Source organism: Azospirillum brasilense, from assembly GCF_005222205.1.
GTDB classification, from domain to species: Bacteria; Pseudomonadota; Alphaproteobacteria; order Azospirillales; family Azospirillaceae; genus Azospirillum; species Azospirillum brasilense_G.
The window spans coordinates 2,255,470-2,271,357 of sequence record NZ_CP032345.1; the positions used below are offsets into that span (position 1 = coordinate 2,255,470).

At 68.9% G+C, this 15,888-nt stretch carries 9 protein-coding genes; 3 read left to right on the forward strand and 6 right to left on the reverse strand.

Going from position 1 to position 15,888, the window contains the following annotated elements; all coding sequences use genetic code 11:
* Window positions 1-78: 78 nt before the first annotated feature.
* The 4 genes from D3869_RS10870 to D3869_RS10885 form a co-directional block, all read right to left on the reverse strand.
* A complete protein-coding gene (locus D3869_RS10870; RefSeq protein WP_137140059.1) occupies window positions 79-1,650 on the reverse strand; it encodes a gamma-glutamyltransferase family protein in 1,572 nt (523 codons plus the stop codon).
* A gap of 72 nt (window positions 1,651-1,722) precedes the next feature.
* The gene (locus tag D3869_RS10875) at window positions 1,723-2,760 is read right to left on the reverse strand and encodes an ABC transporter substrate-binding protein (protein WP_137140060.1); all 1,038 of its coding nucleotides are present in this window, start codon (window positions 2,758-2,760) and stop codon (window positions 1,723-1,725) included.
* A gap of 26 nt (window positions 2,761-2,786) precedes the next feature.
* Window positions 2,787-3,560, reverse strand: coding sequence for an ABC transporter permease (locus D3869_RS10880; protein ID WP_137140061.1), 774 nt, complete (start codon window positions 3,558-3,560; stop codon window positions 2,787-2,789).
* Between the two features lie 3 nt (window positions 3,561-3,563).
* Window positions 3,564-4,406, reverse strand: a complete 843-nt coding sequence (locus D3869_RS10885; RefSeq protein WP_137140062.1) for an ABC transporter ATP-binding protein — start codon at window positions 4,404-4,406, stop codon at window positions 3,564-3,566.
* 233 nt (window positions 4,407-4,639) lie between these two features.
* On the opposite strand from D3869_RS10885, the gene D3869_RS10890 reads away from it, so the two are divergent.
* A complete protein-coding gene (locus tag D3869_RS10890; protein WP_137140063.1) occupies window positions 4,640-5,344 on the forward strand; it encodes a GntR family transcriptional regulator in 705 nt (234 codons plus the stop codon).
* Window positions 5,345-5,362: 18 nt separating this feature from the next.
* On the opposite strand, the gene D3869_RS10895 is transcribed toward D3869_RS10890, so the two are convergent.
* Window positions 5,363-5,761, reverse strand: a complete 399-nt coding sequence (locus tag D3869_RS10895; RefSeq protein WP_014198525.1) for a membrane protein — start codon at window positions 5,759-5,761, stop codon at window positions 5,363-5,365.
* A gap of 79 nt (window positions 5,762-5,840) precedes the next feature.
* Here D3869_RS10895 and D3869_RS10900 point away from each other — a divergent pair, with 79 nt between their 5' ends.
* Both D3869_RS10900 and D3869_RS10905 read left to right on the forward strand, forming a co-directional pair.
* Window positions 5,841-7,076 (forward strand): amidohydrolase family protein, encoded by a 1,236-nt coding sequence (locus tag D3869_RS10900; protein ID WP_137140064.1) that lies wholly within the window; start codon window positions 5,841-5,843, stop codon window positions 7,074-7,076.
* Window positions 7,077-7,478: 402 nt separating this feature from the next.
* The gene (locus D3869_RS10905) at window positions 7,479-7,760 is read left to right on the forward strand and encodes a hypothetical protein (RefSeq protein ID WP_247895623.1); all 282 of its coding nucleotides are present in this window, start codon (window positions 7,479-7,481) and stop codon (window positions 7,758-7,760) included.
* An 89-nt stretch (window positions 7,761-7,849) separates the two neighbouring features.
* Here D3869_RS10905 and D3869_RS33050 read toward each other — a convergent pair whose 3' ends face one another.
* On the reverse strand, window positions 7,850-15,886 hold the full coding sequence (locus D3869_RS33050) for an MBG domain-containing protein (RefSeq protein WP_175426438.1): 8,037 nt from the start codon (window positions 15,884-15,886) through the stop codon (window positions 7,850-7,852).
* Between the last annotated feature and the right edge of the window lie 2 nt (window positions 15,887-15,888).

The following is a 15,888-nucleotide window of genomic DNA, read 5'->3' on the forward strand; positions in this document are numbered from 1 at the left end:
CTGTTTGATGCGGATCACGCCGCCCCGCCACGCCAGTCATGCGAGACGGGGGAACCGTAACGACGGGAATCCCGATGGTCACGTCCGCGGCGGATCGATGGATCGAAGCGCCTCGCCTTCGCCGCGTGGGTCGTGGGCGCCTGAAACGGTCCCCGCATCGGTGAGGCGGATGGCCCCGGCCTGACCGAAGATCGGCGACAGGGCCGGCAGGGGCGCCACCTCATGCCCCAGGGCGGCAAGCCTCCCAATCGCGGCCTCGCCCAGGGACGCCTCGATCTTGAGACTGTCACGGCTGTCGGAGAACGTCCGTCCCAGCAGGAAGCGGGGCTGGGCGAGCGCCTCCTCGGGCGTCATGCCGTAATCGATCAGACCGGTGAGCAGAACGGAAAGCGTCTGCGGCTGGCCGTCCGCGCCCTGGGTGCCGTAGAGGAGGTGGGGCTTCCCGTTCTTGAGGGCGATGCCGGGGTTCAGGGTGTAGAAGGGCCGCTTGCCGGGCTTGATCGCGTTGCGGTCGCCGGGAACGGTCGAGAAGGCCGCGCCGCGGTTCTGCCAGAGGACCCCGGTGTCGCCGACCAGCACACCGCTGCCCCAATCGAAATAGGTGCTCTGCAGAACGCTCGCGCAGCGCCCCTGCTCGTCGGTTGCGGCGAAGAAGACCGTGTCGCCGTGGCGGTAGGGATGGGGCCAAGCCAGGGCGCGTCCCGGTTCGATGGCGGAGGCCTTGTCGGCCAGACGCCGCGGGTCGAGGACGTCCCAGGGCGGTGGCGCGGAGCCGTCGGGATCGGCGATGAGTTGTCGATCCAGGAAGGCCTGCTTCACCGCCTCGACCAGCAGGTGGTAGCGGAGCGGGCTGGAGGGGGGCAGGGCCGCCAGGTCGAAGTGGCCGAGGATGCCCATGATCGCCAATGTGGAAAGGCCCTGCGTCGGCGCGGGCGGGGCCAGCAGGGTCAGCCCGCGGTAGTCCAGGCTGACCGGGGCCTCTTCCCGCGTCCGGGTCGCTGCCAGATCCGCGGCACGGAGGGGAGAGCCCGCGTCGGCCAATCCCTCGGCCAGTTGCCGTCCGAGCCGCCCGTCATAGAAGGACCGGCAGCCGTCCTCGGCCAGCAGGGAAAGGCTGCGGGCAAGACCGGGCTGCGTGAAGGGTTCGCCGGGGACGGCGCTGAAATGTTCCGCGAAGCGTCCCCAGTGCGGGATCTCGTCGCGCCGGAAATCGAACCAGAAATGCTGCGAGCGGGCGGGGATGTAGCCGTCCCGGGCCAGGGCGATGGCGGGGGCGACGAGGTCGGCGAAGGGTTGGGTGCCGCCCCATTGAGCGGCGCTGTAGGCGAGCGCACGGTCCCAACTGTCGACCGCGCAGGCCGAGGTGATGGTCGAGGCGGGGCCACGCAGGGGGATCGCGGCGTCATGGGCGGGAAGCCGGCCCGCCGCCTGCCCGATGCCGAGGAAGCAGCGTTGCCGACCCTGCCGGTCCGCCACCAGCCAGATGGCGTCGCCGCCGATCCCGCAGAAATGCGGCATGACGACGGACAGGCTGGCGGCGATGGCGACCGCCGCCTCGATGGCGGTGCCGCCCCTCGCCAGGACGGCGGCCCCGGCCTCGGACGCCAGGGGGTGCGGGCTGGTGACCATTCCCGGCCGGGCGACGTTCATCGTTCCTCCCCATGCGTGAAGCGCGGCGCATGAAGCCCGGCCGCTGTTCCGGCCGGGCCTTGCTGCCCGCGGTCAGTCGGCCTTGTAGGCGAGCTTGCGGTCGGCCGCCGGCGGCAGGAACTGGCGGGTGAAGACCTGTTCCGGCTTGGGCGTGGCGGTCAGCTGGTAGCCTTCGACCATGATGCCGATCGAGCGGGCGAGGCGCGCGTCGTCCACGTCGCCAAGGCCGAGCCGGTCGACTTCGGGAGACAGGATGAGCTGCTCGTAGGAGAACTTCATGCGGGCCCGTTCAAGCTCCTCCTTGGCCAGATTGTCGTAGGCAAGGACCGCCTTCACGCCGGCCTCGGCATCCACGCCGATCTCCACCGCCGCCTTGTTGACCGCACGGACGAGGCCGGCAACGGCGTCCGGGTTCTCCTTGATCAGCTTCTGGGAGACCATCATGCCGTTGGAATAGAGGTCGAGGCCGAATTCGCCGAACAGCAGCCAGTTGTAGTCCTTGGCGGGGTCCTGGCGGTTGTTGATCAGGTTGAACCAGCTGGTGATGTTGAAGACCAGGGCGCCGTCGATATCGCCCTTGATCAGCATCGGCTCCTGCAGGTTCGGCCCCATGTTCTCGATGGCGACCTTGGTCATATCGACCTTGTTGAGCGTGCCGAGCACGGTGACGAGGCGGGTGGTCGGGGTGCCCTGGGCGCCGCCCAGCTTCTTGCCGACGAGATCGGCGGGCTTGGTGATGTTGGTCGTCTTCTTCGACACGATCGCGAAGGGCGGCTTGTTCCAGAGCTGATAGACCATGATCGGCACCTCGCCGGGGCGGGTCGCCGCGTTCTGGATGATCGCGTTGATGTCGCCGAAGCCGGCGTCGTAGGCACCCGACATGATGCGGGTCACCGTGGCCGCCGAGCCTTCGCCCTGGTCGATGGTGACGTTCAGCCCTTCGGCCTTGAAGTAGCCCTTCTGCTGCGCCAGCAGGAAGGGAGCGTCGGAGCCCTGGGTCTTCCAGCCGAGCGTGAACTTGATGTTGGTTTCGGCCAACGCCGGCCCGCTCAGACCCGGTCCGGTCAGACAAAGACCGAGCGCAAGCGTCGAGAGAAGCTTTTTCAACATGGGAGGCTCCGTTTCGGGGTGAAGGTTCAGGCGGCAGCAAAGCCCTGGCGGCGGGTGGCCCAGCCGGTGACGCGCGCCTCGACCAGCGAGAAGGCGACGTAGAGCAGGATGCCGAGGGCGGCGAGCAGGAAGAGGCCGGCGAAGACCAGCGGCACGTCGAAGTTCGAGGAGGCCGTCATCATCACGTTGCCGATGCCCTTGTTGGAGGCGACGGTTTCGGACAGCACGCTGCCGACGAAGGCGAAGGTGACGGCGATCTTCAGCGAGGCGAAGAAGAAGGGCATGGTGCGGGGCAGCCCGACGTTCCAGAGGATGTCGAGCTTGCTGGCGCCGAGCGACTTGAGGACGTCCTCCAGTTCCGGCTCGGTGGTGGCGAGGCCGGTCGCGATGTTGACGACGATCGGGAAGAAGCACATCGCGAGCGCGGTGAGGATGGCCGGCGTCGCGCCCGATCCGAACCACAGCACGAAGATCGGGACCACGGCGACCTTGGGGATCGAGGAGAAGCCGATCAGCAGGGGATAGACCGTGTCGTAGGCGGTGCGGGAGACGCCGATGGCCGCCCCGATGACCACCCCGACGGTGACGCCCAGGACGAAGCCGATCATCGTGGTCCAGAGGGTCTGAAGCACATGCGGCCAGAGAATGCCGAGGCGGTCGACCAGCGTCGCGAAGACCTGGGTCGGGCGGGGGAGGACCAGGTCGGAAACCTGAAGGGCGAGGCAGAGGAATTCCCAGGCCGCGAAGAAGCCGAGGATGAGGATGGCCGCCCAAAGGCGACGGCGCAGTTCGTAGCTCATGGCTCAGGCTCCGCGGATGGCGGTGTCGGTGCGCGCGTCGATGATGAGGTCGCGCAGGCGCTGGTTGAGGGCGACGAAGTCGGCGTCGAAGGTCATCTGGATCGTGCGCGGGCGGGGGAAGTCGACGGCGCTGTCGTTGATGATGCGGCCGGGGCGGGCGCTCATCACGCAGACGCGCGAGGCGAGGAACCCCGCTTCCTTCAGGTCGTGGGTGATGAGCAGGACGGTGGGTTTGCGCTTCAGCCACAGGGATTGCATCGTCCCCCACAGCTCCTCGCGCGTGAACTGGTCGAGCGCGCCGAACGGCTCGTCGAGCAGCAGCAGGCTCGGTTCATGGATGAGGGCGCGGCAGAGGTTCGCGCGCTGCAGCATCCCGCCCGACAGCTGCCAGGGGTAATGGCCGGCGAACTTGTCGAGCCCGACATCGGCCAGCAGGGCGTGCACACGGTCGCGATACTCCGTCTTGCGCTTGGCGCGGTAGTCGGAGCGGAAGGGCCGCACGATCTTCAGCGGCAGCATGACGTTCCGCTCGATGGTGAGCCAGGGCAGCATGGTCGGATTCTGGAAGGCCATGCCGATGCGCAGGGCCTTGGCCGCCACCTCGCGCCCGCCGACGAGGACGGCCCCCCGGGTCGGCTGCAACAGGCCGGCGGTCAGCCGCAGGATCGTCGACTTCCCGCAGCCCGACGGGCCGACCAGGGCGACAAATTCGCCATCGGCGATCCGAAGGTTCGTCTCCTGCAGGGCTGGAACGGCCTTGCCCGGCTTGCCGAACGAAACGGCGGCCTGCGAAAGCTCGACGGCGATGGAAGAGCGGCCTTGCTGGATGGCTTGGGATGGGGACATGCGGCGCACCTCGTGACGGACTGATCAACTGTATGCAACAGGTGCGCCAACTTCCGGGATCGGTCGCACTCCACGTCAGGGGTGACAGGCTTTTGGCAAGCAAAAGTGTGTACAATCAATGCATGCACTTCATTTGTGCAGGGTGGTGAGGCTGTTGCATTCAAATGCGGCACTTGGCGAGTTGAATTCCCGCCTGACCTCCCTTATGCAGAGCGGAGTGGGAGAGGGCGGTGATGGCCGAGGAAAAACGTTCGAGGAAAACCGGGGGCGACCGTGTCGCGGTGATCTGCACGGCCTTGCGGCGCGCGATCATCGAGCGTGCGCTGTCGCCCGGAGACCGGCTGCCGGAGGATTCGCTGGGCGAACGCTTCGGCGTCAGCCGGACCATCGCCCGCAGCGCGCTCGGGCAGTTGGCGGCGGAAGGCCTCGTCGATCTGCGCCGGAACCGCATCGCCGTGGTCGCCGTGCCGTCCTTCGAGGATGCACGGGACATCTTCGACATCCGGGTCGATCTTGAGCGTCAGGTCGTCCGGCATCTGGCCGGCAAGCTGACCGAGGCCCAGGTGAAGCAGTTGAGGGCCATTGTCGACGCCGAACATCAGGCCCGGCATGGCGCCGAGGGGATTTCGATCCGCCTGGCGACGGAATTCCATGTCCGGCTGGCGGAAATGACCGGCAAGCCCGTCCTGATCCGCTACGTGACGGAGATCTGCTACCGCGCGGGATTGTCTCTGGCGGTTTTCAGCCGGCCCCATTCGTCCGAATGCGCGGTGAATGAGCATCTGGAACTGATCGAGGCGATCCGGACTGGCCCCGCCGACAAGGCCTGCGCCCTCATGGATGAGCATCTGGAGGCCGTGGCGTCCCGCGCGCTGCTGCAAAGCTCGGGCGCCAGGAGCCGGGACCTCATGGATATCCTGGCGCCCTACACCGAGTGAGGGCGCCAGGCATTTTGGTCAGCGCGCGCAGGAGGGGTCGAGAATCCACTCGGCGCTGTCGTTCCAGACATCGGTTTCGACGATCAGCCCGTCCCGCACCACGAAGCGGTCGACATAGCGGTTGTTGTCGAAGGGCGTGCCGTCCGGCCAGGCGCCGTACAGGTAGCCGAGGCTGTAGACGATGGTTTCCGTCTCGCCCGGCACCACGTCATAGCGCTCGATCCGCTTCTTCACCCACTTGTAGCGGGCGGCGTTGAAGCCGGTCGGCCCGCTCGGCGTATCGAACACGCGATGCCCGGTGAAGCGGCAGATGAACCCCGGGGCCACATGCTTCGCCGCGCGCACGGGATCGGGGGCCATGGAGGCGTCCAGATAATCCTTCACGGCCTGCAGGTCGCGTTCGGTCATCTCACTCATTGGGAACTCCGCAAGTGTGGTCATGATGGCATCGAAAGTGCATACGGTTTATGCATGCAAATGTCACGCCGGATCTGAAATGCCGCAGAACCAGAATTTCGACCTTCTCGTGCGCAACGCCCGCCTGTGGGGAGGGCAAGGCCTGCAGGACATCGCGGTCAGGCAAGGGAGGATCGCCGCCATCGGCCCTGCCTTGGCCGGTACCGCCGTCGTCGAAGAGGACGCTGGCGGGCGTCTCGTCCTGCCAGGGCTGGTCGATACGCACATCCATCTCGACAAATCCTGCCTGCTCTGCCGGTGTCGCGATGCCGGCGGCGGACTCAAGGGGGCAATCGCCGCGGTGTCCCGCCTGAAAAGGGATTTCACGATCGAGGATGTCTACGATCGCGGCGCCCGCACCCTGGAGCGGGCGATCACGCAGGGCACCATGCACATGCGGGCCCATGTGGAACTCGATCCGCTGGTCGGTCTGCGCAGTTTCGAGGCCATGAAGCGGCTCAAGCGGGATTACGCCTTCGCCATCGATCTGTCGATCTGCGTCTTCCCGCAGGAGGGAATGACCCATGATCCGGCGGTCGAGCGGTTGCTGATCCAGGCCCTGGCGGAGGGGGCCGATCTTCTGGGCGGCTGTCCCTACACCGACGCCGATCCGTCCCTGCAGATGGAACGGATCTTCGCCCTGGCGGTGGCGCACGACGTCGATCTCGATTTCCATCTGGACTTCGATCTCGATCCCAGCTGGTCCCATCTCGAGGAGATTTGCCGGAGGACGATGGCGGCGGGCTGGCAGGGGCGGGTCGCCGTCGGCCATGCCACCAAGCTCGCGGCCATCGATGATGCCGCGCTGGAGCGGATGACCGCGCTCCTGGCCGGCGCCGGCGTGGGGGTGACGGCCTTGCCCGCGACGGATCTCTACCTCAACGGGCGCGATGCCAACCACCGGGCCCCGCGCGGGGTGGCGCCGGTTCATCGGCTGGCGGAAGGGGGCGTCACCGTCTCGGTCGCGACCAACAATGTCCTGAATCCCTTCACGCCCTTTGGCGATGGCTCGCTGATCCGGATGGGCAATCTCTACGCGAACCTCATGCATCTGGGGCCTGAACGCTTCGGCGACTGCCTCGGCATGATCTCCACCGGGGCCGCCCGGCTGATGCGGATCGCGGACTATGGCATCGCGGTCGGCGGGCAGGCGGACATGGTCGTGCTCGACGCCGATGACGAGGCCGACGCCTTCGGCGGAATAGCCACGCCGCTCATGGGATTCAAGCGCGGCCGCAAGAGCTTTGTTCGACCGGCCGCGACGCTGGTGCGGTGACGGGCATCCCTGCCGCCAGCCCTCCCATGTCGGGCCACACATAGGGGCCGTTGCCGGGTGGTTCCGTTTGGAGACGGGCTCGCCGCGGCTTTCGCCCCATTTCGACCGCCGCAAAGGCACTGGATTGCTCTGCAGCGGTCCTTTCGGGAATGGGGCACGGTTCTTCGGCGTGTCCTACGGTGCGGGCGGTGCGGTGTTTCGTACGGGAGGACCCTCGATGGGGTGGGCGGGGTCGTTGTAGCCTGGGGACGAGGGGTGTCCGAAGTCCGCGTTCGGCGGGACAATCGTTCCGGGCAAACCAAGCTCCGTTGAGTTCGAACAACAACATCCTGAACGCCGCCCGCAAGGCCTTCTCCGACCGCGACTCCGGTGGCCGCGGCCCTGTTCGACGATGTGCCATGAATGGGGCCTGACCTGGGGGCCTCCATCACCCACTTCGACATCTTGCTGGCGATGTTCAGCCACGTCGCCGCCGCGGCGCCGGGCAAGATCACCGCGATCGACACCGACTGGAGCTGGCAGGACGGACAGCGCCTCACCAAGGAGCTGTTCCAGATCAGGGGCGGTCTGATGGTCGTCCTGCAGAAGCCGGGCCTGGGCGCCCGCGACGACGCCATTGCCATGCAGGGCCTGATCGCCGGTTGCTCCCCGGCTGGCGAAGGAAGCCGCCTGTGGTCTGGATGAACGAGGCGGTGCAGCATGATCCTGACAGCGGCGACGGTGACCACGGCCTCGGCAACGTCCATGCGCTCCTCATTGATCCTTGGGCAATCTTAGGGGCCGGCGGAGCAATTCGATGCTTCTGAAACGCAGACAAGCACGCTGTTGAATCGGCGGCCCGCCATGAGATTGACGCCGGTTGCCGTACCGACATTCTTGATGCCCGGTTGCAGCGAGACCACCCAGGGCATAGCGGTGGATACGAGGGAGTGATTTTTGGCGAGGGTGCTGGCGGTGAGTTCCCGCGCCTCGGAAGGTGCCGCAACGATCGTCAGCAGGTTCGGCACAAAAGCAATGGCGTAGTTCGGCGAAGCGGCCAGCGAGCCCTGGGTGATGGCGTAGGCGCCGACGCCGCTGGTGTTGGTGGCCGCGGTGGCGAGGCTGCCCGACAGCGTATCGCCGTTGACCAGGGAGCCGCTGGTGATGGCGTAAGTCAGGGTCAGGTTGGCGTCGCCGTAGGCCCGGCTTTGCGCGTCGGCTGTGACCGTGAGGCTCCGCGGCGTCACCGTGAGGTTGGCGCCGGTGTAGGTGATGGCGTAGTTCGGCGATGCAGCCAGCAAACCCTGGGTGATGGCGTAGGTGCCGACGCCGCTGGCTCCGGTGGCCGCGGTGGCAAGGTTGCCCGACAGCGTGTCGCCATTGACCAACCCTCCACCACCCACGCTGTAGGTCAGCGCCGGGTTGGCGTCGCCGTAGCTCCGGCTTTGCGCGTCGGCCGTGACGGCGAGGCTTCGCGGCGTCACCGTGAGGTTGGCGCCGCTGTAGGTGAGGCTGTAGTTCGGCGACGCCGCCAGCGAGCCCTGGGTGATGGCGTAGGTGCCGACGTTGCTGGTTCCAGTGGCCGTGGTGGCGAGGCTGCCCGACAGTGCGTCGCCGTTGACCAGGGAGCCGCTGGTGATGGCGTAAGTCAGGGTCAGGTTGGCGTCGCCGTAGCTCCGGCTTTGCGCGTCAGCCGTGACCGCAAGACCCCTCGGCGTCACCGTGAGGTTGGCGCCAGTGTAGGTGAGGGCGTAGTTCGGCGAAGCGGCCAACGAGCCCTGGGTGATGGCGTAGGCGCCGACGTTGCTGGTCCCAGTGGCCGTGGTGGCGAGGCTGCCCGACAGCGTGTCGCCGTTGACCAACCCTCCACCACCCACGCTGTAGGTCAGCGCCGGGTTGGCGTCGCCGTAGCTCCGGCTTTGCGCGTCGGCCGTGACGGCGAGGCTTCGCGGCGTCACCGTGAGGTTGGCGCCGCTGTAGGTGAGGCTGTAGTTCGGCGATGCGGCCAGCGAGCCCTGGGTGATGGCGTAGGTGCCGACGCCGCTGGCATTGGTTGCCGCGGTAGCAAGGTTGCCGGACAGCGCGTCACCGTTGACCAGAGAGCCGCCGGAAATGCTGTAGCTCAGCGCCGGATTGGCGTCGCCATAGCTCCGGCTTTGCGCGTCGGCTGTGACCGCAAGACCCCTCGGCGTCACCGTGAGGTTGGCGCCAGTGTAGGTGAGGGCGTAGTTCGGCGAAGCGGCCAACGAGCCCTGGGTGATGGCGTAGGCGCCGACGTTGCTGGTCCCAGTGGCCGTGGTGGCGAGGCTGCCCGACAGCGTGTCGCCGTTGACCAACCCTCCACCACCCACGCTGTAGGTCAGCGCCGGGTTGGCGTCGCCGTAGCTCCGGCTTTGCGCGTCGGCCGTGACGGCGAGGCTTCGCGGCGTCACCGTGAGGTTGGCGCCGCTGTAGGTGAGGCTGTAGTTCGGCGATGCGGCCAGCGAGCCCTGGGTGATGGCGTAGGTGCCGACGCCGCTGGCGTTGGTTGCCGCGGTGGCAAGGTTGCCCGACAGTGCGTCGCCATTGACCAGCCCTCCGCCACCCACGCTGTAGGACAGCGCCGGGTTAGCGTCGCCGTAGCTCCGACTTTGCGCGCCGGCTGTGACTGCAAGACCCCTCGGCGTCACCGTGAGGTTAGCGCCGCTGTAGGTGAGGGTGTAGTTCGATGAGGCGGCCAGCGAGCCCTGGGTGATGGCGTAGGCGCCGACGCCGCTGGCTCCGGTGGCTGCTGTGGCAAGGCTGCCCGACAGCGTGTCGCCGTTGACCAGGGAACCGCTGGTGATGGCGTAAGTCAGCGCCGGGTTGGCGTCGCCGTAGGCCCGGCTTTGCGCATCGGCTGTGACCGCGAGGCTTCGCGGCGTCACCGTGAGGTTGGCGCCGCTGTAGGTGATGGCGTAGTTCGGCGAAGCGGCCAGCGAGCCCTGGGTGATGGCGTAGGCGCCGACGCCGCTGGTTCCAGTGGCCGTGGTGGCGAGGCTGCCCGACAGTGCGTCGCCATTGACCAGCCCTCCACCACCCACGCTGTAGGACAGCGCCGGGTTAGCGTCGCCGTAGCTCCGACTTTGCGCGCCGGCTGTGACTGCAAGACCCCTCGGCGTCACCGTGAGGTTAGCGCCGCTGTAGGTGAGGGTGTAGTTCGATGAGGCGGCCAGCGAGCCCTGGGTGATGGCGTAGGCGCCGACGCCGCTGGCTCCGGTGGCTGTGGTGGCAAGGTTGCCGGACAGCGCGTCGCCGTTGACCAGGGAACCGCTGGTGATGGCGTAAGTCAGCGCCGGGTTGGCGTCGCCGTAGCTCCGGCTTTGCGCGTCAGCCGTGACCGTGAGGCTCCGCGGCGTCACCGTGAGGTTGGCGCCGGTGTAGGTGAGGGCGTAGTTCGGCGATGCGGCCAGCGAGCCCTGGGTGATGGCGTAGGTGCCGACGCCGCTGGCTCCGGTGGCTGCTGTGGCAAGGCTGCCCGACAGCGTGTCGCCGTTGGCCAGGGAGCCGCTGGTGATGGCGTAAGTCAGGGTCAGGTTGGCGTCGCCATAGGTCCGGCTTTGCGCGTCGGCTGTGACCGTGAGGCTCCGCGGCGTCACCGTGAACAGGCCCGTGTTCGACAAGCTGATGGCATAGCCGCCCGACGCGGCGAGCGTGCCGAGACCAAGGGTGTAGCCGTAGTCACCAGCCCCGGCCGTCGCAGCGGAACCCGAGGAGGACACGGATGGGGCGCCGCTCAGGACGGCGGCGGCGGTGTCGGCGAGATAGGCGCCGGTGACGCCGGGGGAAAGGCCGGTGATGGTGTAGGAGGCGCCGGCGCTGGTGGTTCCGTCGTCGCCATACGTCTTGCCGGCGTTGACGGTCGTCACCGTCACCAACGGCTGTTCGGCGAAGACGTAGCGGTTGCCGGCGGCGCCCACCGTGGCGCCGGCGGACGTGTTCCAGACCGCGGTGTTGCCGCTGTCGAGACCTCCGAAGGTGTTGCCAACTGAGTTGGCCGAATAGATCAGCCAACGGTCCGAGGTCGCTGTCACCGCGTCGCTGCCGCGGTTGTTGACGAAGGCCCCGGTGGCGGACAGGGTCACCGCGGTGCCGCTGACGGTGCCGGTGGCGCCGATGGTGAGGTTGCCGGCGGTGCCGACGCTCACCGTGCCGGTGGCGGTCAGGGCGTCGTCGATGGTGAAGGCGCCGGAGGCGGTGATCGCGCGGTTGGCGAAGGTTCCGGTGATCCCGCTGCCGCCGCTGCTGGCGGCATAGGCGGTGTCGAGGGCGGACAGCGTGGTCAGCGCGGTGAACTCGCGGAACATGCCGCCGGTGATGTCGAAATCCGTCACCCGGCCGGTGGTGACGCCGGTCCGGAAGGTGGCGCCGTTGGTGGCGGCTCCGGTCGACCAGGCGAGCAAAGACGAACCGCCGGTGGCGATGCTGCCCGACGGCAGCGCCACGTAATAGGAACCATCGGCTCCGACGGACACGATGGCGACCGTGCCGGTGTCGGCGCGCAGATGGACCGTGCCGCCGGTGGGCGCCGTTCCGGACACCGCCTGCACACCGTCGGGGAAGAGGCTGGTCAGGTAGGGGTAGAGGCCGGAGGACAGGGTGAAGCCGCCGCCGAGCCCCGCCGCCGCCGTGCCGTCCTGGAACTGCGCCGTGGTCAGGCCGGTGGCGGACTGGCCGCTGCTGTTGGTGCCGAAGGCGGCGCTTCGGCCGCTGGTCGCGGTGTTCCACAAGCCGCCGGTGATCGTCCCGGCGTTGGACCCGACAAGGCCGCCGACGTCCGTGGTGCCGGTGACGGCGCCGGTGGCGTAGGCGGCGGTGATCCCGCTGCCCGGTCTGTTGTCTCCGACGAGACCGCCGACGCGGGTGCCGCCGCTGACCGCGCCGCCGGCGTGGGCGTTGGTGATCGTACCAGTGTTGAATCCGACGAGGCCGCCGACCGCTTGGTTCCCGTTGGCGGTGCCGGTGGCGTAGGCGGTGGTGATCGTGCCGGTGTTGGCCCCGGCGAGGCCGCCGACGTTGGTGGTGCCGGTGACGGCGCCGGTGGCGTAGGCTTTGGTGATCGTACCGTAATTGGCTCCGACGAGGCCGCCGATCGCGGTGGTTCCGCTGACGGCGCCGGTGGCGTGGGCGCTGGTGATCGTGCCGTTGGCGTAGTGGTACCCGACGAGGCCGCCGACGGCTTGGCTTCCGCTGACGGTGCCGGTGGCGGTGGCGTTGGCGATCGTGCCGTCGCTGGACCCGGCGAGGATGCCGACGAAGGTGCCGCCGTTGACCGAACCGCCGACGAGGCCGATGTCGCGCACCGCTCCGCTCGTGTCGATATTGCAGAACAGGCCGGCGCAGGAGGAGGGCGCGCTGACGGTCAGCCCGGCGATGCTGTGCCCGAGCCCCTCGAAGACCCCGGTGAACACTCCGGTGACGGGCGCGGCGGTGTAGGTCGTGCCCGAGGCGTCGAGGCTCCGCGCCAGCGCGTAGCGCCCCGACAGGCCGGCGCTGTCGATGCCGTCGATGTCGGCCATGGAGTACAGCAGCGTGTAGGCGTTGCCGTTGACGGTCAGCGTGCCGCCGGCGCTGGATGTGATGGCCGCGCCGGCGGCGTCGGTGTAGGTCAGGCCGGCGCCGTTGCCGAAGCTGAGGTTGGTGACGGAACCGGTGTCGTAGGCGAGCGCCACCGCGCCCGCGCCCGCGCCTTGGACGGTGACGGGGGCGTTGATCGCCAGCGCGCCGCCCGACAGCAGGCCGAGGTTGCCGCCCGACTGGATGGTGACGGGGCTGGAAACGGTGAGCGGCGCGCCGGTCGCCGTGCGCACCAGGAATCCGCCCGCCGTGTCCACGGCCTGGTCGATGGTGAAGCCGGCGCCGGTGGCGAGGAAGCCCCGCCCGGCGATGGCGTCGATCACCGCGGCGGCGGCCGCGTCGTTGCCGGCGGCGGCGATGGCGGAGCTTCGCGCCACCGCCGGCGTCGGTGCGCCCGACAGGGTCGTCGCCGCCGTCGAGAGGGTCAGCGTCTTGCCGTAGACGTTGATGCCGGATTGCAGCCCGGTCCCGGTCGCGGTGGCGAGCGTTGCCGCGTCGGTCGATCCGGTCGTGGCGTTGGCGGCGGTGGTGACCAGCAGGCTGTCGCCGCCGCCGAAGGACCCGGCCCGACCGGCGATGTAGTAGGAGCCGTCGGCTCCCGTCGTCGCCGTGCCGAAGGCGCTGCCCTTGGCGAAGCCGGTCACCGTCACGGCACCGCCAGACCCGGACGCGGCGACGGTCGTCCCGGCATCCTTGTAGACGGTGCCCGACATCGCCTGCACGCCGCCGGGAGAGAGGCTGGTCAGGTAGGGATAGAGGCCGGCACCGCCGCCGAAGGCGGCGCCGAGGCTGGTGGCGGCGGCGGCGGTTTGGAGAGTCGCCCTGGTCCGGGCGTTGGTGCCGGCGGAAGGACCGATGCCGACGCCAGCGCTTCGACCGGTGGTTTGGGTGTCCCAGTAGAGGTTGGAGAGGTTTCCGGACGAGCCCTCCCCGACCACGCCGCCGGCGTACAGGGGACTGTTGGTGGCGCCCGTCGCGTAGGCGTTGCCGATGGAGCCGCCGTTGGTTCCGACGAGACCGCCGGCGCTGTAGCTGCTGGCGGTGACGGCGCCGGTGGCGTAGGCGTTGGTGATCTGGCCGGTGTTGTAGCCGACGAGGCCGCCGACGCTCCTGGAGCCGCTGGCGGCGCCGGTGGCGTAGGCGTTGGTGACCATGCCCTCGCTCTGCCCGGCGAGGCCGCCGACCCGCTCGGTGCCGTTGACCGTGCCGGTGGCGTAGGCGTTGGCGATCGTGCCGGCGTTGGAGCCGACGAGGCCGCCGACCAACATGGCACCGCTGACCGAACCGCCGACCACCCCGATGTTGCGCACCACCCCGTTCATGCCGACACGGCCGATCAGGCCGGCGTAATTGCCGCTCTTGTTGATGGTCAGCCCGCTGACGGTGTGGCCCAGACCCTCAAAGGTCCCGGTGAAGCCGTTCGCGAAATTGATCCCGACCAGCGCGTCGGTGTAGGTGGTGCCCGAAGCGTCGAGGCTTTGCGTCAGCGCGTAGCGGCCGCCCAGGCCGGTGCTGTCGATGCTGTCGATGTCGGCCATGGAGCGCAGCAGCGTGTAGCCCTGGCCGTTGATGGTCAGCGACTGGCCGCTCTGGCCGGCGGCGAAGCTGGCGCTGGCGCCGTTGCCGAAGGTGAGGGTGCCGTTGCTGCCGCCGTTGTTGGTGATCAATGACAGCCCGCCGCCGCCGGTGATGTCGATGTCGGCGTTGATCGCGATCGAACGGTGTGCGCTCAGCGTCAGCGTGGTGGCGGCGCTCCACGACAGCGGGGCCGCGACGGTGATGTCGCCGTCCTGGGACCCGCCGGCACCGGTGGACACCGTGACGTTGGCGCCGCTGAGCGCGGTCAGCAGCGTCGTGGCGTTGATCACCGAATCGTTTCCGGTGGCGGTGAACCCGGTGTGGTTGACGTCGCCGCCGTTCGAGATGGTGACGTTGTAGGGGTCGAGCAGCAGGGTGCCGAAGGCGCCGCGGGCGGCCGAGAGATCGGTGAAGCCGGTGTAGGCGAGCGTCGCCTTGCCGGACACCTCCGCCTGCCCGCCGTCGCCGGACAGCGCCCCGCCGCGCGCGGAGATCGTGCCGTCGAAGCGGGTCGAGCGGTCCGACCACACCACCACGTCGCCGCCCTTGCCGGCCACGGCGGCGTCCGCCTTGATCCGGCTCTTGCTGTCGACCGTGACCGTGTCGGCGCGCGGCAGCGTGCCCTTGCCCTCACGCCCGCCGCCGACCCGGACGGTGCCGCCGCCGTGCTTGCCCGAGGTGTCGAGCACGGCCCCCTTGAGCGCGACGGTCCGGCCGGTGGCGGTGACCGTGCCGCCGGTGCCGCCGCCGACGTCAAGCGCGGTCGCCGCGGCGGTGCCGGAGATTTCGACCTCCCCGTCGCCGCCGGCCAGCAGGATGTCGCCGCTCCGGCCGCCGACCGTCCTGGCCTCGACGGTGCCGGACAGATTGATCGTCTGGCGCGCCATGTCCTTGGCCGCCGCCGCCGAAAGCTGCACCGAACCGCCGTCGGCGGCGATCTTGCCGGAATTGCGCACCAGCGCGCCTTTGCCCTCGGCCTTGGTTGGCACCGCCACCTGGAGGAAGCCGTCGCCCGACAGGTCGAGCGTCGCCCGCTCGCCCGAGCCCAGCCCGACCTTGCCCAAGGGCACGGTGATGGTGCCGGCGTTGTCCACCGCGCCGCCGAGCAGCGCCGCATAGCCGCCGCGCCCGATGGTGATGGTCCCGGCGTTGCTCACCGTCGCCGAGGCGCCGTTGCCGGCGAAGTCGCGCTTGCCGGCCATGAAGTCGTCGTCGCCGATGGCGAGCGTCGAGGCGACGAAGCCGGCGGCGTTGACCGTCCCGGTTTTGGTGATGGTGATGCCGTTGGGGTTGACCAGATACACTTGGCCGTTGGCGTTGATCGCCCCGGCGATGGTGGACGGGGTGGCGCCGGTGACGCGGTTGAGGATCGCTGTGTTGCCCGACGGCTGGATGAAATTGACGCTGTTGCCCTGGCCGACCGAAAAGCTCTGCCAGTTGACCACCGCCGAAGGCGAGGACTGGGTGACGGTCATTGCGCCGTTGGCCGCGGTGCCGATGGTGGCGCTGCCGGCGGCGACGCGGCCGCCGCTTGGCAGATCCTGCGCCATCGCCCGCGGCACGCCCGACAGCGCGGTGGTGGCGAGCAGGGCAGCCAGAAGCGCGCCGTGACGGGGGCGGCCGGTGCGGGTTGTGAGGCGGACGCGGATGGCGGTCATGG

Coding starts and splice junctions, on each gene's coding strand:
- D3869_RS10875 (WP_137140060.1), bottom strand. CDS start 2,760: ATGTTGAAAAAGCTTCTCTCGACGCTTGCGCTCGGTCTTTGTCTGACC.
- D3869_RS10900 (WP_137140064.1), top strand. CDS start 5,841: ATGCCGCAGAACCAGAATTTCGACCTTCTCGTGCGCAACGCCCGCCTG.
- D3869_RS10870 (WP_137140059.1), bottom strand. CDS start 1,650: ATGAACGTCGCCCGGCCGGGAATGGTCACCAGCCCGCACCCCCTGGCG.
- D3869_RS10905 (WP_247895623.1), top strand. CDS start 7,479: ATGGGGCCTGACCTGGGGGCCTCCATCACCCACTTCGACATCTTGCTG.
- D3869_RS10890 (WP_137140063.1), top strand. CDS start 4,640: ATGGCCGAGGAAAAACGTTCGAGGAAAACCGGGGGCGACCGTGTCGCG.
- D3869_RS10880 (WP_137140061.1), bottom strand. CDS start 3,560: ATGAGCTACGAACTGCGCCGTCGCCTTTGGGCGGCCATCCTCATCCTC.
- D3869_RS10895 (WP_014198525.1), bottom strand. CDS start 5,761: ATGAGTGAGATGACCGAACGCGACCTGCAGGCCGTGAAGGATTATCTG.
- D3869_RS33050 (WP_175426438.1), bottom strand. CDS start 15,886: ATGACCGCCATCCGCGTCCGCCTCACAACCCGCACCGGCCGCCCCCGT.
- D3869_RS10885 (WP_137140062.1), bottom strand. CDS start 4,406: ATGTCCCCATCCCAAGCCATCCAGCAAGGCCGCTCTTCCATCGCCGTC.